The 24,311-nt window shown below is 71.4% G+C and carries 19 protein-coding genes; 6 read left to right on the top strand and 13 right to left on the bottom strand.

The genetic code is table 11. From position 1 onward, the window contains the following. Window positions 1-44: 44 nt before the first annotated feature. From U4Y91_RS10205 to U4Y91_RS10195, 3 genes are read right to left on the bottom strand one after another with little or no spacing between them, the layout of a single operon-like run. The gene (locus tag U4Y91_RS10205; RefSeq protein ID WP_321804961.1) at window positions 45-491 is read right to left on the bottom strand and encodes a DoxX family protein; all 447 of its coding nucleotides are present in this window, start codon (window positions 489-491) and stop codon (window positions 45-47) included. Between the two features lies 1 nt (window position 492). Beyond that, a complete protein-coding gene (locus tag U4Y91_RS10200; protein ID WP_321804960.1) occupies window positions 493-2,382 on the bottom strand; it encodes an amidohydrolase in 1,890 nt (629 codons plus the stop codon). A 19-nt stretch (window positions 2,383-2,401) separates the two neighbouring features. Further along, entirely contained in the window at window positions 2,402-2,569 is a 168-nt protein-coding gene (locus U4Y91_RS10195) for a DUF1427 family protein (protein WP_174925543.1), read from the bottom strand. Between the two features lie 100 nt (window positions 2,570-2,669). Here U4Y91_RS10195 and U4Y91_RS10190 point away from each other — a divergent pair, with 100 nt between their 5' ends. Then, complete coding sequence (locus tag U4Y91_RS10190) at window positions 2,670-3,593, top strand: LysR family transcriptional regulator (RefSeq protein WP_321804959.1); 924 nt, start codon at window positions 2,670-2,672, stop codon at window positions 3,591-3,593. Between the two features lie 77 nt (window positions 3,594-3,670). Here the strand turns inward: U4Y91_RS10190 and U4Y91_RS10185 are convergent, their stop codons facing one another. Further along, the gene (locus U4Y91_RS10185) at window positions 3,671-4,357 is read right to left on the bottom strand and encodes a hydrolase (RefSeq protein ID WP_321804958.1); all 687 of its coding nucleotides are present in this window, start codon (window positions 4,355-4,357) and stop codon (window positions 3,671-3,673) included. 274 nt (window positions 4,358-4,631) lie between these two features. On the opposite strand from U4Y91_RS10185, the gene U4Y91_RS10180 reads away from it, so the two are divergent. From U4Y91_RS10180 to U4Y91_RS10165, 4 genes are all read left to right on the top strand, one after another. Beyond that, window positions 4,632-4,892: a XapX domain-containing protein gene (locus U4Y91_RS10180; protein ID WP_321804957.1), complete on the top strand. Its 261-nt coding sequence runs from the start codon at window positions 4,632-4,634 to the stop codon at window positions 4,890-4,892. Window positions 4,893-4,926: 34 nt separating this feature from the next. Next, window positions 4,927-6,507, top strand: coding sequence for a sodium:proton antiporter (locus tag U4Y91_RS10175; RefSeq protein ID WP_321804956.1), 1,581 nt, complete (start codon window positions 4,927-4,929; stop codon window positions 6,505-6,507). Window positions 6,508-6,568: 61 nt separating this feature from the next. Next, window positions 6,569-6,961: an OsmC family protein gene (locus tag U4Y91_RS10170; protein ID WP_321804955.1), complete on the top strand. Its 393-nt coding sequence runs from the start codon at window positions 6,569-6,571 to the stop codon at window positions 6,959-6,961. Window positions 6,962-6,985: 24 nt separating this feature from the next. Continuing rightward, window positions 6,986-7,870, top strand: coding sequence for a pirin family protein (locus U4Y91_RS10165; RefSeq protein ID WP_321804954.1), 885 nt, complete (start codon window positions 6,986-6,988; stop codon window positions 7,868-7,870). A 71-nt stretch (window positions 7,871-7,941) separates the two neighbouring features. Here U4Y91_RS10165 and U4Y91_RS10160 read toward each other — a convergent pair whose 3' ends face one another. From U4Y91_RS10160 to bcsB, 9 genes are read right to left on the bottom strand one after another with little or no spacing between them, the layout of a single operon-like run. Continuing rightward, on the bottom strand, window positions 7,942-8,136 hold the full coding sequence (locus U4Y91_RS10160; protein ID WP_124489487.1) for a hypothetical protein: 195 nt from the start codon (window positions 8,134-8,136) through the stop codon (window positions 7,942-7,944). Then, window positions 8,118-9,671 carry a cellulose biosynthesis protein BcsG gene (bcsG, locus tag U4Y91_RS10155; RefSeq protein WP_321804953.1) on the bottom strand — a complete coding sequence of 518 codons (1,554 nt, stop codon included), beginning with the start codon at window positions 9,669-9,671 and terminating at the stop codon, window positions 8,118-8,120. Before bcsG ends, U4Y91_RS10160 begins: the two co-directional genes overlap by 19 nt. A 27-nt stretch (window positions 9,672-9,698) precedes the next feature. Beyond that, entirely contained in the window at window positions 9,699-12,236 is a 2,538-nt protein-coding gene (bcsA, locus tag U4Y91_RS10150; RefSeq protein WP_321804952.1) for a UDP-forming cellulose synthase catalytic subunit, read from the bottom strand. Continuing rightward, complete coding sequence (bcsQ, locus tag U4Y91_RS10145) at window positions 12,233-13,021, bottom strand: cellulose biosynthesis protein BcsQ (protein WP_321804951.1); 789 nt, start codon at window positions 13,019-13,021, stop codon at window positions 12,233-12,235. The genes bcsA and bcsQ overlap by 4 nt, the downstream gene beginning before the upstream one ends. After that, window positions 13,018-13,227 carry a hypothetical protein gene (locus U4Y91_RS10140; protein ID WP_321804950.1) on the bottom strand — a complete coding sequence of 70 codons (210 nt, stop codon included), beginning with the start codon at window positions 13,225-13,227 and terminating at the stop codon, window positions 13,018-13,020. The genes bcsQ and U4Y91_RS10140 overlap by 4 nt, the downstream gene beginning before the upstream one ends. After that, complete coding sequence (bcsE, locus tag U4Y91_RS10135) at window positions 13,224-15,224, bottom strand: cellulose biosynthesis protein BcsE (protein ID WP_321804949.1); 2,001 nt, start codon at window positions 15,222-15,224, stop codon at window positions 13,224-13,226. Before bcsE ends, U4Y91_RS10140 begins: the two co-directional genes overlap by 4 nt. Window positions 15,225-15,240: 16 nt before the next feature. Next, a complete protein-coding gene (locus U4Y91_RS10130) occupies window positions 15,241-19,173 on the bottom strand; it encodes a cellulose synthase subunit BcsC-related outer membrane protein (RefSeq protein ID WP_321804948.1) in 3,933 nt (1,310 codons plus the stop codon). After that, window positions 19,158-20,387 carry a cellulose synthase complex periplasmic endoglucanase BcsZ gene (gene bcsZ, locus U4Y91_RS10125; protein WP_321804947.1) on the bottom strand — a complete coding sequence of 410 codons (1,230 nt, stop codon included), beginning with the start codon at window positions 20,385-20,387 and terminating at the stop codon, window positions 19,158-19,160. Before bcsZ ends, U4Y91_RS10130 begins: the two co-directional genes overlap by 16 nt. Window positions 20,388-20,390: 3 nt before the next feature. Beyond that, window positions 20,391-22,739, bottom strand: coding sequence for a cellulose biosynthesis cyclic di-GMP-binding regulatory protein BcsB (gene bcsB / locus U4Y91_RS10120; RefSeq protein WP_321804946.1), 2,349 nt, complete (start codon window positions 22,737-22,739; stop codon window positions 20,391-20,393). Between the two features lie 511 nt (window positions 22,740-23,250). On the opposite strand from bcsB, the gene U4Y91_RS10115 reads away from it, so the two are divergent. Next, window positions 23,251-24,273 carry a sensor domain-containing diguanylate cyclase gene (locus tag U4Y91_RS10115; protein WP_321804945.1) on the top strand — a complete coding sequence of 341 codons (1,023 nt, stop codon included), beginning with the start codon at window positions 23,251-23,253 and terminating at the stop codon, window positions 24,271-24,273. Window positions 24,274-24,311 lie beyond the last annotated feature (38 nt).

The following is a 24,311-nucleotide window of genomic DNA, read 5'->3' as shown; positions in this document are numbered from 1 at the left end:
CCTTGTTGTTTCCTCAAATGATGCACCGGTCCGGGGAATCCCGGTCACCCGCGGCCGTCGCCGGCCGGTTGCCGCGCATCGTCGAGCACGGTCGCGAGCACGAGTGCCGCGATCAGCCCAAGATGCTCGAAAAAGCTGTTGAGCGCCATGAAATGTTCGGTGCCCGAGCGGTTCCAGAAATCGTTCGCCACGACCATCGCGACGAGCGTCAGCATACCGAGGCTGCCGGCGCCGAGCCACGTGAAGCGGCGAAACACCACGCACAGCGAGCCGGCGATCTCGACCGCGATCGCGAGCGCCGCCCACAGCGCGGCCGGATGCAGGCCGAAATGCGCCTGCTCCGCGACCGCGCCGTCGAAGTCGAGCGCCTTCGCGACGCCGCCGAGCAGATAGGCGGACACCAGCGCGAGACGCGCGAGCGGCAGGACCCACGGCTGCGACAGCAGCGCGCGGATCCACGCCGGGCTGCCGTAGATGGTACGCGTCGTCATGTCAGACCGCCCAGCACGAACAGCCGAACGCGCCCCAGAAGCCCTTCGCGTCCGACGTCGGCAGCGCGCGCCCCCATGCGCTCGCATGCGCATGCTGGTGCACGTTGCATGCGTTCGCGCAGCCGCACATCGCGGCGGCGGCAGCCCGTTGCAGCGGTGCGCCCTCTCGCTGCGTCGCACCCCAGCCGCCATAGCCGCCGTACGCACGTACCGGCGACCAGTCGGGCATCGCGGGCGGGATCGGCGCGTCGTGCGATGCGAACGGCCCCGCGCCCCAGACGATCCTGCCGCCGACCACCGTCAGCAACGCGGTCGTGTCGACGATATCATCCTCCGCGCAGGTGAAGAAATCGCGATCCGGGACCACCACATCGGCGAGTTGCCCCACCGCGATGCGCCCTTTCCTGCCCTCCTCGTTCGAGAACCACGTCACGTACTCGGTCCACATCCGCAGCGCGGTTTCGCGATCGAGCAGGTTTCGCTGAGGATACATGCGCAACCCGCCGACCGTCTTGCCCGTCACGAGCCACGCGAGCGATACCCACGGGTTGTACGACGCCACGCGCGTCGCGTCGGTGCCGGCCGACACCTTGAGGCCCTTCGCGAGCATCTTCGCGACCGGCGGCGTCGCCTCGGCCGCCTGCGCGCCGTAGCGCTCGACGAAGTACTCGCCCTGGTACGCCATCCGGTGCTGGACCGCCACACCGCCGCCGAGCGCGGCGATCCGGTCCATCGACTTCTCGGAGATCGTTTCCGCATGATCGAAGAACCAGTTCAGGCCTTCGAGCGGGATGTCCTTGTTGACCTTCTCGAACACGTCGAGCGCGCGGCTGATGGTTTCGTCGTAGGTCGCGTGCATGCGCCACGGCCAGCGGTTCTGCGCGAGCACGCGCACGACGCCTTCGAGATCGTCTTCCATCTGCGCCGGCAGATCGGGACGCGCGACGCGGAAATCCTCGAAATCGGCGGCCGAGAACACCAGCATTTCGCCCGCGCCGTTATTGCGGAAATAATCCGTGCCGTCGTGATACTTCGTGCTCTTCGTCCAGTTCACGAAGTCTTCCTTCTCCGCATTCGGCTTCTGCGTGAACAGGTTGTACGCGATCCGGATCGTCATCTCGCCCGCGTCGTGCAGCTTGCGGATCACTTCGTAATCGTCGGGATAATTCTGCGAGCCGCCGCCCGCGTCGATCACGCCGGTCACGCCGAGCCTGTTCAGCTCGCGCATGAAGTGGCGCGTCGAGTTGTACTGGTACTCGAACGGCAGCTTCGGCCCCTTCGCGAGCGTCGCGTAGAGGATCGTCGCGTTCGGGTTCGCGAGCAGCAGGCCGGTCGGATTGCCGGCCGCATCGCGCAGGATCGTGCCGCCCGGCGGCTCGGGCGTGTCCTTCGTATAGCCGACCACGCGCAGCGCGGCCGCGTTCAGCAGCGCGCGGTCGTACAGGTGCAGGATGAACACCGGCGTATCGGGCGCGGCCGCGTTCAGTTCGTCGATCGTCGGCAGGCGCTTCTCGGCGAACTGGTGCTCGGTGAAGCCGCCGACCACGCGCACCCACTGCGGCGCGGGCGTGATCGCGACCTGCTGCCGGAGCATCTCCATCGCGACGGCGAGCGAACGCACGCCGTCCCAGCGCAGCTCCATGTTGTAGTTCAGGCCACCGCGAATCACGTGCGTGTGGTTGTCGATCAGGCCCGGCAGCACCGTGCGGCCGTCGAGGTCGACGATCTTCGTCGCGCGGCCCGCGAGCGGCATCACGTCCGCGTTGCTGCCGACCGCGACGAAGCGGCCGTCCTTGATCGCCACCGCGGAGGCAACGGGGTTCGCACGATCGAGCGTCGTGATGCGCCCGTTGTGCAGGATCAGATCCGGTTGAGTATCGGTTGCGCTCATTGATAGGTCCTCGATGCGGTCAGAAGCCGAGCCAGTGACGCACGGGCCCGATGGCCTGCACGCCGATCAGCATGCCGGCGAGACCGATCAGCGCGATCAGCGGCGGTGCGGGCGAGCGCACCTTGATCACGCTGTACACGACGCCGATCAGCACGCCGGCTGCCAACGACAATAGATAAGATTCCATAACGATTTTTCTCCCGACCGGATTAGAATGACCCGCATCGCGCCGGCCGCATGCTTCGCCGCCTTCGCTTCCACTTCGCTTCCCGTCACCCCGTCCGACCATGCAACATCTTCCTGATCTCGAAGCCTGGGCCATCTTTGCGCGCGTCGCGGAGACCGGTTCGTTCGCGAAAGCCGCGGACTTGCTCGGCGTCACGCAGCCGACCGTGTCGAAGGCCATCGCGCGCCTCGAAAAGCGCCTCGGCGCGATGCTGCTGTACCGCACGTCGCGCAAGCTGTCGCTCACGCCGACCGGCGAACTGCTGCGCGACCGGGCGATCCGCCTGCTCGCCGATGCGGAGCTGATCGAGAGCGAGGCCACCGCGCAAGCGCTCGAACCGCATGGCCTCGTGCGCGTGAACGCGCCGATGTCGTTCGGGATGCACCATCTGTCGCCGCTGCTGCCCGCGTTTCTCGATCGCTATCCGCGCGTCGACATCGACCTCGTGCTGACCGACCACATCGTCGACATCGTGTCCGGCGGTTTCGACGTCGCGATCCGCATCGCCGAACTGAGCGACTCGTCGCTGCGCTCGCGCAAGCTGTGCGCGGTGCGCCGCCCGCTCGTCGCATCGTCCGCGTATCTCGACCGGCATGGCCGGCCCACGCATCCGCGCGACATCGAACAGCACGTGTGCCTCACCTACACGAACCTGCCGACCCCCGAGCACTGGCGCTTTCGCCACCCGGCATCGGGCGAGGAAATCGGCGTGAACGTGCAAGGCCGCATCCGCACCAACAACGCCGACGTGATCGTCCCCGCGCTCGTCGCCGGTCACGGCCTCGCGCTGCAGCCCGAGTTCCTGGTATGGGATCAGCTGCAGCGCGGCGAGCTCGAGGAAGTGATGCACGACTGGAAGATCGCCGACATCAACGTCAACCTCGTCACGCCGCCCGGCATGCTGCGCGCCGCGCGCGTGACGGTGCTGCTCGATTTTCTCGCCGAACACTTCTCGCACGCGCCGTGGGCGCTGCCCGAGACCTGAGCGCGGCGGCCGGCGAACACCGCGGCCGCGCGCGTGCATCGCGCACGCCGGCCGCGGCGATTCCGCCCGGCTGCCCGTTACTTCGCCGGCACGGCCGGGATCGACTCGTGCGGCGTCGCGGTGCGCGGCGCGGCCTTGTGGACCATCGTGTACGCGTAGTCGACGCCCATGCCGTACGCGCCCGAGTGCTCCTTCGCGATCGCCATCACGGCGTCGTACGTCTCGCGGTGCGCCCAGTCGCGCTGCCATTCGAGCAGCACCTGCTGCCACGTGACCGGCACCACGCCGGCCTGCACCATCCGCTGCATCGCGAAGTCGTGCGCGGCCTGCGACGTGCCGCCCGATGCGTCGGCGACCATGTAGATCTCGTAGTCGCCTTCGAGCATCGCGCAGAGCGCGAACGTCGTGTTGCAGACTTCGGTCCACAGGCCGGAGACGACCACCTTCTTGCGGCCGTTCGCGGCGAGCGCGTCGCGCACCTTCTGGTCGTCCCACGAGTTCATCGACGTGCGTTCGAGCGTCTTCTGGTTCGGGAACACGTCGAGCAGCTCGGGATACGTGTGGCCCGAAAAGCTGTCGCTTTCGACGGTCGTGATCGTGGTCGGGATGTTGAATACCTTCGCGGCCTTCGCGAGGCCGACGACGTTGTTCTTCAGCGTCTGGCGATCGATCGACTGGACGCCGAACGCCATCTGCGGCTGCTGGTCGATGAAGATCAGCTGGCTGTTGTGCGGAGTGAGTACTTCAAGCTTCGGATTGCTCATGGCGCATGGCGTCCTGTAAACGAAAAAAGAGGGCCCGCCTCGACCGTGAAAACGGGAGGAGCCGGCGGCGTATCGCGCCGGATCGTCATCCGGCTCGCGATATTTAAGCCGCAAACGCCCGACGCGACCACCCAAGAAACGGAATCGATGCGATTCCGGAAACGGCGCCCGATCGGGGCGGCCCGCTCTTTTTTTCTTCACGCAAACCCGCTACCCTTTCAAAACTTTGACGGTGCCGTTTCGGTGCCGCTCGACCATCACCGGACGCTCCACCATGAAACCGTATGTCTTCTCGCTGCTCGCCGGCATCCTCGCCGGCGTCATCTACGGCGCGCTCGGCGTGAACTCGCCCGCGCCGCCGGTCATCGCGCTCGTCGGCCTGCTCGGCATGCTGGCCGGCGAACAGATCCTGCCCGTCGCGCGGCGCATGCTCGCGGGCCACGGGCTGAACACCGCATGGCGCGACGCGAAATGCAGCCAGCACATGTTCGGCGCGCTGCCGGGCGGCAGCGCGAACGAACGCAAGCCGTCGTGACGCGCACGCTCCGCACTCGCCGCACGCGCCGCGCATGAGCAACGTCGAGCTGTTCCATTACCTGCTGCTGTTGATCTGCGGCGCGGGTGCGCTCACCTGGCTCGCGGAGCGCGTCTCGATCCCGCCGGCCGTCGTGCTGCTGCTCGGCGGCTGCGTGGTGGCCATCGCAGGCAAGCGCACGCCCGACATGGATCCGGCGCTGCTGCTCGTGGCCGTGCTGCCGCCGCTGCTGATGTCGAGCGGCTTCTATACGGCGTGGAAGGAATTCCGGCACGAGCTCGCGTCGATCGCGTCGCTCGCGCTCGGCGCGGTGGTGTTCACGACGGTTGCGGTCGCGCTCGCCGTGCATGCGGCCAATCCGGCGCTGCCGTGGGCCGCGTGCTTCACGCTCGGCGCGATCGTGTCGCCGCCCGACGCGGTCGCCGCGAAGGCGATCCTGCAGCGCCATCCGCTGCCCGCGCGGCTCGTCGCGGTGCTCGAAGGCGAAAGCCTCGTCAACGATGCATCGGGCCTGCTGCTGTATCAGATGGCCGTCTCGGCCGCGCTCGCCGTCACGATCACGACCGCGAGCGCCACCGGCCTGTTCTTCTCGCTCACGCTGATCGGCATCGCGGTCGGCCTCGCGTGCGGCCATGCGATGTGCTGGGTGCTGCAGCGCCTGCGCGAGCCGATGCTCGGTATCGTCGTGACCTTCGCGATGGCGTGGGGCAGCTACGGGATCGCCGAAGCCGTGCACGGTTCGGGCGTGCTGTCGGTCGTGACCTGCGGCCTCGTGCTCGGCGTGCGCCAGCATCGCGTGTTCGGCGCCGACATGCGGATCAAGGCGAAGGCGACCTGGGAAGCGATCGTGTTCGTGCTCGACGCGCTCGTGTTCATCCTGATCGGCCTCGCGCTGCACGCGATCCTCGCCGGCGTGAACCACGAAGGCGCGGTGCTGATGGCCGGCCTGCGCGTTGCGCTGCCGGCCACCGCCGCCGCGATCGCCGCGCGCGTCGTGTGGGTGTTCGTCGCGATGTGGCTGCCGGGCCGCCTGCGCGCGCCGCGCGCGGGCCATGCGCCGTGGTCGTGGCGCGAGGCCGTCGTGCTCGGCTGGTCCGGCATGCGCGGCGTCGTGAGCCTCGCGGCCGCGATCGCGCTGCCGGGCAACTTCCCGGGGCGCGACCTGATCCTGTTCAGCACGTTCCTGCTGATCATCGCGACGCTGGTCGTGCAAGGCGGCACGCTCGCGCCGCTGATCCGCGTGCTGAAGCTGCGCCCGGCCGCGCGGCACACGATGTCCGAGCATGCCGTGCGCGCCCATACGTTCGGCGCGGCGCTCGCCGAACTCGATGCGCGCGAGCAGCGCGGCACGCGCCTCGAACGCGCATCGCTCGACCGGCTGCTGACCGAATACCGCAGCCGCGTCGCGTTCAACGAACGCGCGCACCGCGACGGCGCGGAACCGGCGGACGTGCGCGCGCGGATGCTGCGCGTCGAGCTCGAGCTGGTCGGCGTGTCGCGCGATGCGCTGCTCGATCTGCATCGCGACGGCCGGGTCGACGACGCGGTGCTGCACCGCATAGAATCCGAGCTGGATTTCGAGGAACTGCGGCTGCAGCGCCTGCTCGAACCGTAACGTCCGGCCTGCCCGGCCCTCCCCGGCCGGCCCGTCTCCCCTTTCCCCACATGGAATTGCAATGAGCGAACTGTCCGTCGAAGCGAGCATCGGCTCGCTCGATTACCTGGTCCATTTCACCGACGGCGTCCATCAGTGGCGCGCCGACGAACCGGCGTCGCTCGGCGGCGGCGATACCGCACCGACGCCCGTCGCGCTGCTGCTGTCGAGCCTCGGCGCGTGCACCGCGATCACGCTGAAGATGTACGCGCAACGCAAGGGCTGGCCGCTCGCCGAAGTGCACGTGAAGCTCGCGCACGAATCGGGCAGCGCGGGCAGCACGATCATGCGCCGCATCACGCTCGACGGCGACCTGACCGACGAGCAGCGCGAGCGCCTGCTGCAGATCGCGAATGCGTGCCCGGTGCACAAGATCCTCACGCACCCGATCACGATCGATACGGCCATCGCCTGACCCACCGGATACGAGAGACCCACCATGTCCGCATCGATCAAGACCCTGCTCACGCCGCGCGAGAGCGACATCGGCAACCTCGTCGTGCGCCGCGTGCTGCCCGCGCGCGCCGCCCGCCTCGTCGGGCCGTTCATCTTCTTCGACGAGATGGGGCCGGCCGTGCTGCCGGCCGGCAGCGGAATCGACGTGCTGCCGCATCCGCACATCGGCCTCGCGACCGTCACCTACCTGTTCGACGGCACGCTGATGCACCACGACAGCCTCGGCTTCCGGCAGAAGATCGTGCCCGGCGACGTGAACTGGATGACGGCCGGGCGCGGCATCGTCCACTCGGAGCGTTCGCCCGACGAGGACCGCCCGCATGAACAGCCGGTGCACGGGATCCAGACCTGGGTCGCGCTGCCGGTCGAGCACGAGGACACCGCGCCCGCGTTCGTGCATCACGCGGCCGACACGCTGCCGTCGTTCACGCGCGACGGCGCGCACGTGCGCGTGATCGCGGGCACCGCGTTCGGGCTCACGTCGCCGGTCGCCGTGTTCTCGCCGACGCTCTATGCGTACGCGGAATTCGCCGCGGGCGGGCAGCTCGCGCTCGATGCGGAACACGACGAGCGCGGCGTGTATCTCGTCGACGGCGACCTCACGATCGACGGCGCGCCGCTCGCCCCCGCGACGATGGCCGTGCTCGAACCCGGCACGAACGTCGCGCTCGCCAGCGCGAACGGCGCGCGCGTGATGCTGCTCGGCGGTGCGCACCTGCCGGGCGAGCGGTTCATCGAATGGAATTTCGTGTCGAGCGAGCGCGCGAAGATCGAGGCGGCCCGCCACGCATGGGCCGCGCAGACCTTCGGCAAGGTGCCGGGCGAGGAAAACGAATGGACGCGCCAGCCGGAGCGCCGCGCGCAGTGAGCCCGCAGTGAGCCGATAGCGGTCGGCGCATCGATGCAGCGCGGCCGGCATTCACGCCGGCCGCCTTGCGTTTACCGCTTCAATCCCATCAGCTTCGCGAGCACGGGCCAGCGCTCGAGCGATTCGACGAATGCGCGCCGCGCCTGCTCGTCGACGTAGCGGGCCGGATCCAGCGCGGGCAGGTGCCGCGCGAGGCCGAGCACGTCGTTCGGTTGCGACAGGCGATCGTCGTCGCCTTCGCCGATGTTTACTGTTCGTCGATCCATACGCCGTCCGGAGTCTTGACCGCATAGCCGGTGCTCGTCTGCAGCGTCACCGTGCCTTCGTTCTCGCCGACCATCCGCGTACGCGGCAGGTCGGCGGCATATTGCGCGAGCGTCGCGCCCGGCTTGAACGGGCTGTTCGACACGAGGTTCGACAGCAGCTGCGCGAGCGCGAGGAAGCTCGTCGGCTGGTCGATCACGGTCGTCGTGCCGTGATTGCCGGCGAAGCCGACGAGCCGCACGCCGACCGGCCCGTGGACGACGCGCGGCGTCGGGATCTCGCGCAGGCCGGCCACCTGGTTCTTGTCGCCGCGCAGCGCGGCGCCGTGCTCGGGCACGAACACGATCACCGCGCGCCGTCCCGACTGCGCGATCAGGTCGGCGAGCCGGTCGAAGTCGTTCATCATCCGGGTCACGCGCTGCGGATACGAATCGATGCTGGTCAGCGAGCTGCCCACCACGCGGTTGCCGTCGTGCAGGCTGATCGTGTTGTAGTACAGCGCGACCGGGCCCGGCACCGACGCGCGCTGCGCGTACCAGTTCGCGAGCGTGCCGTAGTCGTCCTTGATCGCGGAGCCGTCGAACGCATGCATCGCGACCGGGGCGGCGGCGTTCGAGATCATCGGCGCGTCGGGCACGCCGATGTTGTCGTGAACGACCTGCAGGAAGTTGTCGAAGTGCCCGTCGTGGTTCAGCAGCGACTGCACCGTGTAGCCGGCGGATGCGAGTTGCGAAAACAGGTGGCACTGCTGCGGCGCGGGCTTGTACAGGTCCGCGTGCGCTTCCTGCCCGCAGCTCGCGCGCAGCACGCGGATCGCGGCCGGGCCGCTGTAGCTCGCCGCCGTGCTGAAGTTGTTGAACAGGTAGTCGAAGTGACTCAGCATCGGGGGATTGCGCACCTTCGCGGCATCGAGGTCGTCCCACGACAGCGAGCACACGTGCAGCACGATCACGTCGAACTGCGCGGCCGGATCGTTGCCGAGATGGCCGAACGCGACCTGCCGCTGCGACTCCTGCGCGCGGAACGTCGCGAGCGCCGCGTTGTGGTCCTCGGGCTGGCCGGCCCGCCCGCCCGTCGCGTCGGCCTGCTGCGGGAGCGGCGCGACGACGCGCGCCATCAGCCCGTTGCCGGCCTGCCACAGCGGCATCACGACCAGCGCGGCGAGCACGAAGGTCGCGACGCGCACCCAGCGGTTGACGACGAAATAGACGATCAGCACACCCGCCACGGTCAGCACCAGCAGCGGCGGCAACAGGCGCGGCAGCAGCTCCATCCAGTAGTCGAGGCGGAACGTGCTGACCTCGCGCGCGGCATCGAGAAGGCGCGCGAGCGGCGGCGCATGCATCTCGCGCGCAAAGAGCGGCACTGCGATCGCGAGCGCGGCGAGCTGCCGCACGACGCGCCACACGCGCGGCCGGATCGGCGCGCTCGCCGCGAGCGCAAGCGCGAACGCGAGGTTCGCGAGCCACAGCGGCTGCAGGTGGCCGGTCGCGAACAGCGCGAACTTCAGGATGAAATACAGATTCCAGAACGTCATCTAAACTACTCCGTGATGGGCACCGCGTCAGTCGCGCGCCCGATCGAGCTTCGGTGCCAGCATCGACTGCAGGCCGCGCGCCGCACCTTTCCACATCCGTACGTAACCGTCCAGGCCCACGCGCAGCACTTCCTTCAGCCCACGCAGCGGCGTGTCCGCGCGCGCGCTCGCGTGCCAGTCGAGCCACGCGTCCGCGCGGCCGAACGTGCACTGCACGAGCTGGCGCTCCTGCTCGAGCGTCAGCGCCTCGAAGCTCACGCCGACGTGGGTCGGCGTCACGCGGCTCACGCGCACCGGGAACGGGAACGGCCGGTCGCCGCGCGACACGCACACCGTCAGCGTGTCGCCGACCGCGAGCGGCAGCCCCGGCACCGCTTCGAGGCCGAGGCCGCCGGTCGAGTAGTCGCTCGTGAAGCACGCGGCCGTCGAGCCGTCGGCGAGCAGCAGCGTCGCGGGCACGCGCATCGCGATCCGGTGCGTGACGCGCACCTGTTTGGTCTCGCGCGCGACGGCCATGGCCGCGCCGAGCATCGCGAGGTTGTAGATGGTCCAGCCGAGCGTGATCAGGATCGTCGACGCCTCGTCGCCCTGGTCGGCCACGAGCCGCCACAGGCCGGCCGCGATCGCGAGCACGTTCAGCGCGAACAGCACGAGGTACGGCTTCGACGTCGACCAGTCGACGTAGCCTTCGTCGATCTTGCCGCCCTTGTCGGTCACGTTGAACTTGCCGTGCTTCGGGCTGAAGAACGCGACGGTGGTCGGCAGCGCGATGTACCACGCGAGCACCGATTCGTAGACCTCGGCCCAGAACGAGTGGCGATAGCGCCCCTGCATCCGCGAGTTCGCGACGTTCGCGAGCACCAGGTACGGGATCACGTAGCTCGCGAGCGCGACCGACGACGCATTGATGAAGTACAGGTGGAAGAACAGGTACGCGAGCGGGATCGTCAGGAACACGAGCCGCGGGATCCCGTAGAAGAAGTGCAGCATCGCGTTGCCGTAGCAGATCCGCTGGATGAAGCCGAGCCCGCGCCCGAGGAACGGATTGTCGATGCGGAAGATCTGCGCCATCCCGCGCGCCCAGCGCGTGCGCTGCTTCACGTGGCCCGCGAGGCTCTCGGTCGCGAGGCCGGCCGCCTGCACGGTCGGCAGGTACGCCGACGTGTAGCCGCGCCGGTGCAGCTTGAGCGCGGTGTGCGCGTCCTCGGTCACGGTCTCGACCGCGACGCCGCCCACCTCCTCCAGCGCGGTGCGCTTGAGCACCGCGCACGACCCGCAGAAGAACGTCGCGTTCCACAGGTCGTTGCCCGACTGCACGAGCCCGTAGAACAGGTTGCCCTCGTTCGGGATCTCGCGGAACGTGCCGAGGTTGCGCTCGAACGGATCGGGCGAGAAGAAATGGTGCGGCGTCTGCACCAGCGCGCATTTCGGGTCGCGCAGGAACACGCCCATCGAGGTCTGCAGGAACGAGCGCGTCGGCACGTGATCGCAGTCGAAGATCGCGATGTATTCGCCGTGCGTCTTCGGCAGCGCGCGGTTGATGTTGCCGGCCTTCGCGTGGCGGTTGTCGTCGCGGGTCAGGTAGCCGATCCCCGCCTCCCGCGCGAACGCCTCGAACTCGGGGCGCCGGCCGTCGTCGAGCAGGTACACGCGCAGCTTGGCCGCCGGCCAGTCCATGCTCTGCGATGCGAATACGGTCGGCTTCACGACCGACAGCGGTTCGTTGTAGGTCGGGATGTAGACGTCGACGCTCGGCCAGGTGTCCGGGTCGTCCGGCAGCGGCACGATCGGCCGGTCGAGCGGCCACGCGGTCTGGACGAAGCCGAGCAGCAGGATCATCCACGTATAGGCTTCGGCGCCGTACAGCAGGTAGCCGGCGAACGCCTCGACGGGGCTGCGGAAATCGAGTGTCTGGGTCGTGCGCCACCATACGTAGCGGACGGTGGCGAGCAGCGCGAGCGACGCGAGCGCAAGCGTCGGCAGATGGCCCGGCAGGCGGCGCAGCGCGAGCGCCAGCACCGCGACGATCGCGAAGAACGCGAACTGCGCGCCGGGCATCAGCGGCGACATCCCGGCCGCGGCCCACATCAGCGCGCCGGCGATCAGCAGCAGCGGCGCGAGCCAGCGGTGCCGGCCGACGCCGTGCGCGCGCGCGTCGAGCCAGCCGCCCCAGCGCGCCCACGGCAGACGCGCGAGCAACGCGTCGATACGGGCGCCGAGCGCGCGCGCCGCGACGTAGACCGGCACGACCAACGTGTCGAACCATGCGAGCGGATCGCGCGCGGGCTGCCGCTCGGCTGCGCGCGGCGCGCGCACGATCGCGCGCCACAGCCATTCGCGCGGGCTCAGCGGCTGCAGCACGCCCCACTCCTGCGCGAGCCACAGGAAGGCGATGCGCGCCCGGCGGCGCACGGGATCGGGCCGGCCGGGCGGCGGCGCGTGGAAGAACAGCCGCACGAGCCAGTCGAGCAGCGTGCGCTGGGCCGGCAGCCCGATCCCGCGCGCGCACCAGTCGGTCGCGCGCCGGGCCGCGGCACGCCAGCGCGACGCGAACCCGGCCTTCATCGCCGCGCTCCCGTGCGGCCGGCCGCGGCCGCCGCGAGCCACGCGTCGACCCAGTTCGCGACGCCGTTCAGGTCGTGCGACGCCTGCGAATACGGCGCGTCGTCGAAGATCCAGCTGCCGCGCGCGAGCGTTTCGGGCACGGCCGCATCGACGTGAATCCGCTGCTCGAGCATCGACGCCGGTCCCGCAACCGCGCGCAGCATCGCGAGCGCATCGCGCTGCATGTCGCGCGCCGGGTTCAGCCGGTTCACGACGATCTGCAGGTCGCCGCCGCTGGCCCGCAGCGCGTCGAGGCGCGCGGCAACGGTCGCGCACGCGGCCGGTTCGGGCGGCACGACGACGAGCGTCAGGTCCGCGCGGCGAATCGCCTGCTCGGCCTGCGGCGACGGATAGCGCGCGGTGTCGACCAGCACGACGCCGTCAGGCGGCAGCGCGATCTCGTCGAGCGCGCGCGACAGCCAGGCCGGATCGGCCGCGAGCCGCGCATCGCAGGCGGCGGCGCCCGCCGCATCGACCTGCCCGTACGGGACGAACAGCACGCCGTCGGCATTGCGCCACGTATGCGCGTGCCACGGCGCGGCGGCGCCCGGGTCACCGAGCAGGCTGTGCGCGAGCCCGTGCTCGGCCAGCGTGTCGAGACCGAGCGTCGCGCCCATCAGGTTCTGCGCGTCGAACTCGACCGCGACGACCGGCCGGCCGCGACGGGCGAGCAGCACCGCGAGCGCGCCGGCGAGCGTCGTGCGGCCCGCGCCGCCGGTCGTCGACGTGACGGCGATCGTCTTCATGGCGCGGCCTCGCCGGCGGGGTCGGCATCGGGCAGCAGGCGCCCGCGCAGCGCGACCGGCACGAGTTCGCACGGCACCGCGTCGCGCCGCTGCAGCCCGCGCGGCGCATGAAAGCCGCGGCCGAGGCCCAGGTGCTGCGCGACGAGCCACACCGGCACCGCGATCGCGATGCCGACGATGAATCCGATGACGAGTTCGGCGATCATGCGCCCTCCGGCTTGCGCAGCGGCATCGCGCTGCGGATGGCGCCGCGCGTGTGCGCGACGGGAAATGCGGGAAATGCCGGCGCATCGCCCGGCATGTCGGCGGCCGGCGTCGCATCGTCGGCGTGAATCGCGTGCGGCGGCGCATCGACATGCCCGTCGGCCACACCGCTCCCGGCGGCCGCGGCGGCGACGCCGGCCGCGGCGCCGTCGGCGCCCGGTTCGGCAAGCGCCGCGGCATCCGCCGCGCGTTCGCCCGGCCCGCGTGCCGCATCCGCCGGCTGCGCCGTCGCGAACAGGTCGCTGTAGTCGGCGATCGGCGCACGCCGGTTTTCGGCCTTCAGCGCATCGAGCTCGGTGTCGATGCTGCCCTGCCCGAGACACACGACGCGATCGGACAGCGTATCGACCGGCACGTCGAAGATACGCGCGAGCGCCTCCTCGGCATCGGCCGGCTCGCACGCGAACAGGAACACGTACAGGTGCCCGGCATCGGCCGTCACGACGTCGCCCGCGCGGCGCGGCCGGCAGTGCCGCAGCGCATCGACGTGCGACACGCCGGGCAGCAGCGCGATCTTCGCGAGCGTATGCGGCAGCGCGAGCACGGCGCCGCGATCGAGCACCGCGCGAATCCGCAGGCAGAACGCGCCGACCGGCAGGTAGCCGAGCACCGAATCGCCGAGCGCGGCCGCGAGCGCCGCGCGATAGTCGGGCGCGACGGGCCGCGCATAGAGCTGCCCGCGCAGCGCGTGCACGGCCGCGTGCATCCGCGACACCGGCAGGTCGCGCGCGACGACGCGGTTCGCGCCAACGCTCAGCACCAGCATCTCGAACTGCTGGCGCAGCACCTCGCCGCGCTCGACCACGGCGATCTTCAACGCGCCGCCGCATTGCCGGCGCAGCGCGTGAACGGCCGCGCACAGCGCCTCGAGCTGGGCATGCGAGCGGAACGCCAGCACCGCGGTCGCGGCCTGCGCGCGCGCACAGGCGGCGACGACCGCCGCGTTGTCGTCGACGATTTCCCAGCCGGCGGGCACGCGGCCGCCTTCGTCGAGCACCGCGCGGCTGACGACGACGCGATCCTCGTCGGTCGCGAGCTTCATCCGGCGCAGGGGTTCGGCGGCGGCGCCGTCGACGATCGCCGCGAGCCGGCCGCCCGGCGCGAAGCGCAGCGGCCGCACTTCGCCGGCCGCGAGCGTCTCGCCCGCGCGCCAGAAATCGACGACCCACAGCAGCTCGCCGTGCGTGCGCTGCAGCTGCGCGACGCCCGCGCACACGCCGTGAAAGCCGCTGCGCGGCGCGCGATTCGCATCGCGCACGAGCGGCGGATCATCGGTGTCCGGATCGGCGCCGGTGCGCACGATCTCGGGATCGACCAGCAGCACCAGTGCGATCCGGTGCGTGCGGCACCAGTCGGCGAGCGCGTGCGCTTCTTCCGCGAGCGCCGTCGGATCGTCCCAGCTGAACCAGCGTTGCGCGCCTTCGATGAAATACAGCGAGCGCGCGCGAAAGCCGTAGCGCTTCATCGCGCGCAAGCCGCCCGTGAGCCGCGCGAACGGACCCGGCGCGGCACGGCGCGGCGCACCGGGTTCGCGCGCGGCATCGCCGTCGGCCGCCGCGGGCGCGGGCGGCATCGCCAGCACGTTGAGGTTGCGCGGCCAGCCGGCCGGCTGCGCGCCGCCCGAGAAACCGCGCACCTGCAACTGCGCGGCAACGCGCGCCGCGGCGCGCGACAGCACGACCGTCACGTCGCGCGTGCGCGACTGCCGCGCGCTTTCCCACACCAGCGCGTCGCACGCCGGCGTGCCGGCGGCGGCATAGATCGCGTACAGGCCGCCTGCTTCCAGCTGCGTCCACGTGTCGGGCAGCCCGTCGATCGCGAGCCGGCTCAGCGGGCCGGCGCGGCCGCCGGCCGGCCCGGTGCGCAGCAGCGCACGCAGGCGGCCCAGCAGGCCGGCGGCGCCGAGCGCGGGACGGGTTGCATCGAGTTCCGTATTCACGCGTTCTCCCAGTCCCCTAGTAATCCGAATAAAGCCGCACCGGCGTCGGCGTGACGAGCCAGCTGCGCGCCGCGCGTGCGTCGAACGCATAGCGCAGGTACACGAGCGCCGAACTCGGCGCGTAGTCGTGCGACCGGTCGACGTGCAGTTGCGCGCCGACGCTCAGGTGCGGGTTCACGCGATACTCGACGATGCCGTTCACGCCGTACGAGAACGACACGCCGCGCGTCGAACTGCCCGCGTAGACGAGCCCCGCCGCTTCCTGCGCGGCGCGCTGGTCCGCGAAGGTCGGGTAGAACAGCGAATCCTTTTCGTAGCTGTTCGAGATCCCGCCCGTGACGGTCAGGTCCCACGACAGCGCGTCGCGCCGCCCCGCCCACTCGAGCGGCACGCCGAGCGACAGGTAGCGCTGCGGGCTGTAGTAGCCACCCTGCCCGTACGTGTAGTAACGCAGGTTCTGCGCGTAGTGCCACGCATTGCCGACGAGCCCCGTGCTCACCTTCATCGTCGCGCGTTCGTACACGGGCACCGTGAAGCCCGAGCGCAGCGTGAGTTCCGCGTTGCGCTCGACGTTGCGACCGGACAGCACGCCCGCTCCGAGTTCGGCGAACAGGTTCACGCGGCCGACGTCGAGCGCCGCGCGCAGGTTCACGCCGTCGCGGCGCACGCCGCCCCATACCGCCCCAGTCCACGGGTCGCGCATCCCCGCATACGACAGCACGCTGCTCGTTTCCGGCCGGCGCGACGCGTTCACGGTGAAGCTCGCCGGGCCCGCGTCGAAGCGGTAGCGCACGCCGCCGACCAGGTAATGCACCGGGAAGCCGAGCGGCGACGTGCCGAGATCGACGCGCCACGCATCCGTGCGATAGCCGGCGCCGAGCGCGACGCCCGTCATCGGCTGGTGCAGGTCGCCCTGCGGATGCGCGATCAACGCGGCGGCCTGCTGATTCAACGGCAACTGGACGGGCGACGCAGCCAGCGCGTTGAGCGCCCCGTAGGTGCCGAAGGTCTTCAGCGAATACGCGTTCGGGTCGCTCGTATCGAGCGTGCCGGCGTCCAGATGCACGGTGTCGAGCTGCAGGAACGCGTGCCCGTCGTAGCGCACCGGCATCTGCAGGTAGATCGGCACCTGCTGCGCGCGGTACGCGGAAATCCCTTCGTCGCCCGACTTGTACGCAGGCAGCCAGCCGGTCTCGAGCTCCGGATCGCGCCGCTGTTCGAGATCCGCGAACGCGGCCTGCGCGGGCGTGCGGCCGTCGCGGCCCGGGCTCACGCCGCTCGTGCGTTCCTGCGACAGCGACAGCCGGTACAGCGACGCTGCAGCGTCGTAGCGGCCCTGCGCCTCGGCCACGCGCCCGGCGGCAACCGTCACGTCGGCGCGCGCCGGATACGCGACCTGCAGCGGGTCGATCACCTGCGCGGCTTCGTCCGGGCGGCGCAGCGCGTTCAGCCGGCGCGCGACCGACAGTCGCGTATCGACGTCGTCGTCCGGCGTGCGCGCCAGCACGGCCTGCACGCGCGCGAGCGCGGCCGCGCGCTGGCCGCTGTCCTCGTCGATGCGCGCGAGCGCGAGCTGCGTGTCGGCATCGTCCGGCGTGCGCGCGATAACCGGCGCGAGCGCGTCGCGTGCGGCGTCGTAGTGCCCTTGCGCGCGTTCGAGATCGGCCAGCTCGAGTGCGTAGCGCTGGTCCGCGCGGCCGGCCGGGCTCGCGCGATCGAGCAGCGTGCGGGCGCGCGCATAGTCCTGCTGCGCGATCGCGTCGTCCGTCCGGCGCAGCACGAGCCGCAGCGACTGATCCTCGATCCGCGCGGTCTGTGCCGGCGTCAGCGCCGGTTCGCGGCGCAGCGTGTCGAGCCACGCGGCGAGCGCGTCGTCGCGCCCCGCGCTGCCGAGCAGGTCGCCGTAGCGCAGCCGCACGTCGGGATCGGCCTCGCGCGGATGCGCGGCGATCCAGTCGCGCAACGGCGCGAGGCCGCGCTCGGATTCGCCCGCGTCGATCCACTGCGCGCCGATCGCGGCCAGCATGTCGGGGTCGTCCGGCGCGCTCGCCTGCGCATGCGCGAGCGACGCGGCGAACGCCGCGCGATCGCCGCGGCCGAGCGCGCCGCGCGCGTCGGCCAGCGCGCTTTCCGCATCGAGCTTGCGGGCGAGCGCGCGCATGCCGTCCGAGCGCTGCGCATCGTCGACACCCGCGAGCGCGGCCTGCGCGCCGGTAACGTCGTCGAGCGAGTTGCGATACAGCGCGGTCGCATAGCGCATCTCGGGCGTAGCGCTTTGCGCGAGCCCATCATCCATCACCGTGCGGCCGAGCTGCGGCAGCCCCATGTCGCGATACAGCCGCGCGAGCGCGAAACGCGTCCACGGTGCGTCGGGCGCCGCGCGCACGGCCGCTTCGTAGCGTTGCACGGCCGGCCCGCGTTCGCCCTTGTCCGCGAGCGCGCGCGCCTGGCTCGCGAGCAGGTCGGCGCGCAGCCCGTCGAGCGCGCGGCGATCGTCGCGGCCCGTCACGCGGCTTTGCAGCGCGTCGAGCAGCGGGCCGACGCGGTCCGCGCGGCCGGTGTTCTCGTACAGCGTCGCCGTGCCGCGCACCGCCGACAAATTCGGCGAACCTGCGGCCAGCAGTTCGCGCAGCAACGGCTCCGCGCGCGCCCAGTCGCGCTGCGCGAGCAGCGCATCGGCGAGCTGCAGCTTCGCGTCCGGGCTGTCGGGCTGCATCGCGAGTGCGGCGCGCGCCGCGCGCTCGGCATCCTGCGGCCGTCCGGCCGACGCCGCCGCGCGGCCTTGCGCGAGCAGTCCCCAGAACTGCGCGGTACGCGCGAGGCTCTGCCACTTGCCGCGCTGCTCGGTCGACAGCGACGCGGCGCGCGTGAACAGCGCGCGCGCTTCGTCGTGCCGGCCTTCGCGCAGGCGCAGCAGGCCGAGCCCGCCGAGCGCATCGGCGTCGCCGGCGCGTGCCTGCGCGGCGCGCGCGAGCAGCGGATCGGCGCCGGCCAGGTCGCCGCGCGCGAGCGCCTGCAAGCCGCGCTGCTGCGCGATGTAGTCCGGGTCGCGTTCGAGCCGGCGCTGCGCGTCGCGCTGCCGGTCGAGTTCGGCGCTGCGCTCGCGGAATTCGGTGTCGTCCGGCACCAGCGCGAGATACGCATGCAGCGCATCGAGATACGCGGGATCGCTGCCGGCGGACTGCAGCACGCGCCGCCACACGGCCATCGCTTCCGTGTGATCGGCGTCGGCGCGCTTCGCGAGCGACCATGCGATGCGGTTCGCTTCCGCGCGCGTGTCGGCGCGCTGGTTCAGCAGCCGCGCGAGCGCGAGCGCCGCGCTCGCGTCCTGCGGGTCGGCCGCGACCGCACGGCGCAGCGCGGCGATCGCCGATTCGCGGCCACCCGGCGCATTCGCGACGATCTGGTAGTACTCGGCGCCGAGCGCGCCGGACGGCGCGCCATTCGGGAACAGCGCGACGATTCGCCGGGCCGCTTCGTCGGCGCGACCGCTGCGCGCGAGCAGGCGGATCTGCGCCATCTCGCCGCGCCCGCTCGTCGCGACGCGGTATTCGTCGGCCGCGCGCCGCGTGCCGGGCGCCGCGGGCGCGCGTGCCTGCAGGCGTGCCAGCGCAGCCTGCGCGCCTTGCGCGTCGCCGAGCCGCAGCAGCACCCGCATCTGTTCCGCGAGCAATTCGGGATCGTCCGGCGCGATCAGGAGCCCCTTGCGCAGCGCGTCGCGCGCGAGGTCGTCGCGATGCTTCGCGCCCCACATGCGGGCGGTCGCGAGCTGACGCTGCGCGTCGGGCAGGTCGGTCGTGGCCGGCGCCGACGCCGAGATGGCCTTCGGCGCGACGGTGTTCGGCAGCGCGGGCGCGGCGACGGCGGCCGGCGCCGCCGCCGTGACCGACGACGCGAGCCACGCGAACCCTGCGACGCGCGGTGCGGTGCGCTTCATCGGGCCGCGCATGAACGGTCCTCCCAGCGCGCATCGAGCGACCCGTCCGCGCCGAACCGGTAGCGGCCGTCGCGCCAGCCGAGGCCGAACAGCGTCAGCACGCTCGTGTAGTAGCCGGGCGCCGCCTGGCGCGCGAGCGCGTCGACACGGGCCGCCTGCGCATCGGCGAGCGCACGCTGGCCGCGCGCGTCGAGGAACGGCACGGCCGCCGCCGAGAAACCGCCGTTGCCGTCGTTCGGCCCCGCGACGCCGGTCGTCGTGTCGACCTTCTCCGGCGGCGCGCCATGCGCGGCGATATGGTCGGCGAACGGCGCGAAGCGCGCGAGCAGCGGCGCGGCGAGCGGATCGGCGCGATCGAGCATGCCGGCCCACAGGTACACGCGGATCGCGTTGTACGCGCTTTCCGCATGGGTCTGGGGATCGGGGCCGAAGCCCGCGCCCGCGCGATACAGCGCCCAGTCCGGCGAGAAGCCCTTCGGCGCGGTGTCGAGCAGCACGCGGCCGGTGCTGGCCGCGAGCGCGGCCCAGCGGCGCTCGTCGGGCAGGCGCGCGGCGAGCCCGCGGATCACCTGCGGCGGCGAATAGCTCGGGTTCACGCGCCATTGGCCATCGGCCAGCTTGAACCCGGTCGGGCCGGGCAGCAGCGTGAGGCCGAGGCCCGGCACGCTGGCCGTCTCGTCGTCGAGCACGCGCTTCGCGAGCAGCGCGCCGCGCGCGGTGTAGCTGCGCTCGTGCCACAGCCGTCCGGCTTCGACGAGCGTGTAGGCGATCCAGAGATCGGCATCCGACGCCGCGTTCGCGTCGAGCACGCGCCACGTGCCGTCCGGCGCGCGGCCCCACAGCCACGCCGGCAGCCGGGCGCTCAGGTCGCCCTGCGCGAGGTTGTTCTCGGTCCATGCGAGGATCGTGTCGAACGTGCGCCGGTCGTTCGCGACGAGCGCGAAGAACAGTCCATACGCCTGCCCCTCCGATACCGTGCGCGAATCGGCCGAGCCGACGTCGATCACGCGGCCGTCGGCCGACACGAAATCGCGCTTGAACGCGTCCCAGCGCGGCCACGCCGCGCCGCACCGCACGTCGGCCGCACCGCCTTGCGCCGCCTGCGCGCGCCCGGCCGTTCCGGCCGCCCCGGCCGCTGCGCACGCCGCCGCGACGGCCAGCACGAGCGTCGTGCCGCCCCGCCGCGCCGGCCGCGCGGCCCGTCGCCTTGCGAATGCCCACGCCATCCGTTACATCCCCCGGCGGCGCGCGGCGATTTTCTGCAGCACGCTGAACACGCCGAGCGCGAGCAACAGTCCCGCGACGACGCCGACCACGCCGAGCGCCACCGGGTGCCGCGCCGCTTGCGTCCAGACGCGCGCATACCACGGCACGAAGCCGACCACGTACGGATCGCCGACGCGCAGGCTGTCGACCTGTCCCGGCCGCACCAGCGCGAGGTCGCCCTGCAGTTGCGACACGAGGCCCGGCTTCTCGAAGACGTCCAGCAGGTCGGCCAGGCGCGTCTGGTCGGTCGCGGTCAGCGCGACGACGCTGCGGCCATGGCTGCCCGGCAGTTCGAACCCGGCGAGCGCGGCGAGCGCGCCCGTCTGTTCGATATGCGCGCCGCCGTCGGCCATGCCGACGCCGTTGCGCCAGCGCTCCTTCACCGAGAACGCGACACGCGTCGCGCCCGTGCCGGCCTGCTGGTCGATCGCCAGCGGCAGCGCCGCGCGCCAGCGCGACAGCAGCGGCGACGCGGGCGAGCCGTCGATCACGAGCAGGTCCTTGCGGCCCGCCAGCGCGGCGACGTCGCCGGGCCGCGCGACCTGCACGCGCAGCGCCGGGAAGCCGGTCCACTGCCCCATGTGGCCGAGCATCGTCAGGTAGGCTTCCAGCTCCTGCGGCGACGGCCGGTCCGGGATCACGACCGCCGTCTGCGACAAGTCGGCGAAGCGCGTGAACGGGAAGCCGCTGTTCGCGAAGAATGCGAGGTTCGGCAACTGCGCGTAGTGGACGAAGTGCGAGAAGTCGATCGTCGAATCGGGATCGATCGCCGCGCGCTGCGGCTCGGTCGCGGTGCTCGCGCAGAGCCCCGTCTTCTGCGAGTCGAGCGTGAAGCGGAACTGCAGCTGGTTGCCGCTGCCGACGCGGAACGCCGGGATGTCGACATCGCTCGTCACGCGCCCTTCCGGCACTGCCAGCAGCGGCAGCTGCATGCGCCCGCGCGCGTCTTCGGCATGGGCCGGCCCGAGGCGGTACGACTTCACGAGCTGTTCGTTGATCTCGACGGCGAGCGTCGAGTTGTCCTGCACGGTCGGCGCCGTGTAGCGGTAGCGCAGCGTGATCGGCACGCCCGAGCCGTTCCACGAATGCAGGTCGGCCGGCACCCGCAGGTTCAGCCGGATCGCGTCCGGCGACGTGCCGCGCACTTCGAGTTCGCGCGGATCCGACACCAGTTCGCGGAACGCGATCGGCCGGTTCACCGGCAGCCAGCGCGGGGCGTCGTACGGCTTGCGCGGCGCGCCGAGATCGACGTGCGCGACCGTCGCCGCCGGGCCCGACAGCGCCGCGCGGCCGAGCACGAGCGCCGCGACCGCATCGTCGACCTCGGCCGCCGTGCGGCCCGTCACGACCAGCAGCTTGCGGCCCGGCGCGGCCGGGTTGTCGGCGACGGCGAGCAGCGGGCCGTTGACCGACGGCAGCGCGAGGCCGGCCGGCAAGGTCGCGGCCGTGCCGACCACCACCGCCTGGTCGTCGGCCGGCAGCGTCGCCGCGACCGGGAAGCGCGCCTGCCGGTAGTCGGCCTGCGCGCCGAACCACGACGCGAGCACGCCGGCGCTGCGCAGCGTCGCCGAGTCGGGCGACGCCGGCAGCACGAACGGCAGCCGCAAGAGCCCGTTGTCGCGCCGGTCGAAGAACGGCGCGGGCAGCAGCGCGAGATCGTTCGGCAGGCGCACCGGCGACTCGTCGAGGATCAGCTCGCTCGTCGGGCTCACGTCGGCCCACAGCGCCGAGCTCGACGGGTCCTCGCAGTGATCGAGCGAGTAGTGCGCGATCAGGCGCAGGCCGATCTGGTTGAAATCGGAGAAGTAGCGCGGATCGATCGGGATGTCCTGCGTGACCGTGCGGCCCGCGCGCGTCGCGTCGAACGGGACGGTCGCGACCACCTCGTCGTTCACCGAGACCTTCAGGTGCGACATCGGGAACACGAGCGACGGGGAATACGCATAGGTCAGGCGCAGCCGCGCGCCGGTGACCACGCGGTCGAGCCGCACGCCCGCATGGATCGTGCGCGCATCGTCGGCGCCGCGCAGGTGCACCGGATCGAACGCGCCGAGCGACGCGAACGGCAGGCGCACGGTCGTCGCCGGCAGGCCGGCGGGCGCCGTGCTGGCGGCGGTCGACGCGGCCGATGCGGCCACGCCGCCGGCAAGCGCAGGCGTGGCCGGGCTGCCGGCGGACGCCGAAGCGGTCGCCGAAACAGTCCCCGAAACGGATGCCGACGCGGCCGGCATCGGCGCGGCCGACAGCGCGGCCGCATGAAACGCGCCGAATGTGGCGAGCGACAGGACGAACAGCGACACGGCCGGCTTCATGCGCGGCTCCGCATCGTCGTGGTCGTCCGGTGATCAAGCGCGCCGCAATCGACGCGCCCAAAGCAGCTATGCCCGTGAGTGCACATCCCCACTGCTTCCCCTCAAAGTCTGGCCTGAATGCATTTATCGAAACGACGCGGCGAATTCTTCCGCTGCCGGTCCGTCGGACGGTGTGCGCCTGGCACCGGCGCTCGCACATTCGTCACACTATCTCAAAATAAGGACAAAACTCACCCTGATTCGCGCTGACGAAGCGAAAAACAACTCAATACGGTCGGAAATACTGCGTGCGGCGATTGAATGGCAAGAATTACGCCGTTGCTGCCGGCCGGACCGATCGGCATACTGCCGACGCCGCCGGATCGGCGAACCGTCGCACTTGCGAACCGTCCGGATACCGGATGCCGGATGCGACCCCTTGCGGGCCGCCCGGAACGCGCTGCCGCGTGGGCGGCGCGTATGCTACCGCAAGCCGGCGCCGCGTGCCGGGCTTTCTTCATGGAAAACTGACTTGGATCAAATCGTCGACACCGCCACCCCGTCCCCCGACACGCTGCTGCGCATCATCGCCACGCAGACCGAGATCGCGAAACTCGGCCTCGACCTCGGCAGCGTGATGGCTTATGTGACCGAGCAGGTGCCGCAACTCACGGGCGCGAGCGGTGCGGCGGTCGAATTCGCCGAAGGCGACGACATGGTGTACCGCGCCGCGTCGGGCTCCGCCGCCGGGATGCTCGGGCTGCGGCTGCGCCGCTCGGGCAGCCTGTCGGGCCTGTGCGTGACGCGCGGCGAATTGCTGCGCTGCATGGACTCGGAAACCGACCCGCGCGTCGATCGCGATGCCTGCCGCCGCGTCGGGCTGCGCTCGATGCTGGTGATGCCGCTCACCCACGCGGACACGACGGTCGGCGTGCTGAAGGTGATGTCGCCGGAGGTCGACGGCTTCTCGGCCGCCGACGCCGGCACGCTGCGGCTCACGGCCGACCTGATCGCCGCCGCGATGTTCCACGCGGCGCGCAACGAGGCGAACGAGCTGTACCTGCGCGCGACGCACGACGCGCTCACCGGCCTGCCGAACCGCGCGCTGTTCTACGACCGCCTGCGCCAGTCGATGCACACGGCGCTGCGCGCGAACGGCCGGCTCGGCATCCTCAACATCGACATGGACGGGCTCAAGCCGATCAACGACGGCTACGGCCACCGCGCGGGCGACGCCGCGCTGCGCGAGGCCGCCACGCGGATGCTGGGCGCCGTGCGGCGCTCGGATACGGTCGCACGGGTGGGCGGCGACGAGTTCGCGGTGATCCTGCCGAACGTCGGCAGCCGCGACGACATCGACGCACAACGCGCACGGCTCGCCCGGCAGGTCGCCGAACCGTTCGAGTTCGAGGGTCAGCCGCTGCGGCTCGGCGTCAGTGTCGGCGTCGCGATGCTGCCCGAAGACGGCACCGACATGAACGCGCTGATCGAGCATGCGGACCAGGCGATGTACGAAGTGAAGCGCACGCGGCCGCAGCGGGCGTGCCACGCGTGACGTGCGACGCCCGGCCCATTCGGCCAGCCGGGCCGCTC

It is taken from the genome of Burkholderia sp. BCC1993 (assembly GCF_905339865.1).
Classification (GTDB): Bacteria; Pseudomonadota; Gammaproteobacteria; order Burkholderiales; family Burkholderiaceae; genus Burkholderia.
The sequence above is the reverse complement of the archived record's forward strand: the minus strand, read 5'-3'. Positions and strand labels throughout refer to the sequence as shown.

What these genes read in the sequence shown, in the direction of transcription:
- U4Y91_RS10205 (WP_321804961.1), bottom strand. Translation starts at nt 491, where the DNA reads ATGACGACGCGTACCATCTACGGCAGCCCGGCGTGGATCCGCGCGCTG.
- U4Y91_RS10200 (WP_321804960.1), bottom strand. Translation starts at nt 2,382, where the DNA reads ATGAGCGCAACCGATACTCAACCGGATCTGATCCTGCACAACGGGCGC.
- U4Y91_RS10195 (WP_174925543.1), bottom strand. Translation starts at nt 2,569, where the DNA reads ATGGAATCTTATCTATTGTCGTTGGCAGCCGGCGTGCTGATCGGCGTC.
- U4Y91_RS10190 (WP_321804959.1), top strand. Translation starts at nt 2,670, where the DNA reads ATGCAACATCTTCCTGATCTCGAAGCCTGGGCCATCTTTGCGCGCGTC.
- U4Y91_RS10185 (WP_321804958.1), bottom strand. Translation starts at nt 4,357, where the DNA reads ATGAGCAATCCGAAGCTTGAAGTACTCACTCCGCACAACAGCCAGCTG.
- U4Y91_RS10180 (WP_321804957.1), top strand. Translation starts at nt 4,632, where the DNA reads ATGAAACCGTATGTCTTCTCGCTGCTCGCCGGCATCCTCGCCGGCGTC.
- U4Y91_RS10175 (WP_321804956.1), top strand. Translation starts at nt 4,927, where the DNA reads ATGAGCAACGTCGAGCTGTTCCATTACCTGCTGCTGTTGATCTGCGGC.
- U4Y91_RS10170 (WP_321804955.1), top strand. Translation starts at nt 6,569, where the DNA reads ATGAGCGAACTGTCCGTCGAAGCGAGCATCGGCTCGCTCGATTACCTG.
- U4Y91_RS10165 (WP_321804954.1), top strand. Translation starts at nt 6,986, where the DNA reads ATGTCCGCATCGATCAAGACCCTGCTCACGCCGCGCGAGAGCGACATC.
- U4Y91_RS10160 (WP_124489487.1), bottom strand. Translation starts at nt 8,136, where the DNA reads ATGGATCGACGAACAGTAAACATCGGCGAAGGCGACGACGATCGCCTG.
- bcsG (WP_321804953.1), bottom strand. Translation starts at nt 9,671, where the DNA reads ATGACGTTCTGGAATCTGTATTTCATCCTGAAGTTCGCGCTGTTCGCG.
- bcsA (WP_321804952.1), bottom strand. Translation starts at nt 12,236, where the DNA reads ATGAAGGCCGGGTTCGCGTCGCGCTGGCGTGCCGCGGCCCGGCGCGCG.
- bcsQ (WP_321804951.1), bottom strand. Translation starts at nt 13,021, where the DNA reads ATGAAGACGATCGCCGTCACGTCGACGACCGGCGGCGCGGGCCGCACG.
- U4Y91_RS10140 (WP_321804950.1), bottom strand. Translation starts at nt 13,227, where the DNA reads ATGATCGCCGAACTCGTCATCGGATTCATCGTCGGCATCGCGATCGCG.
- U4Y91_RS10130 (WP_321804948.1), bottom strand. Translation starts at nt 19,173, where the DNA reads ATGCGCGGCCCGATGAAGCGCACCGCACCGCGCGTCGCAGGGTTCGCG.
- bcsZ (WP_321804947.1), bottom strand. Translation starts at nt 20,387, where the DNA reads ATGGCGTGGGCATTCGCAAGGCGACGGGCCGCGCGGCCGGCGCGGCGG.
- bcsB (WP_321804946.1), bottom strand. Translation starts at nt 22,739, where the DNA reads ATGAAGCCGGCCGTGTCGCTGTTCGTCCTGTCGCTCGCCACATTCGGC.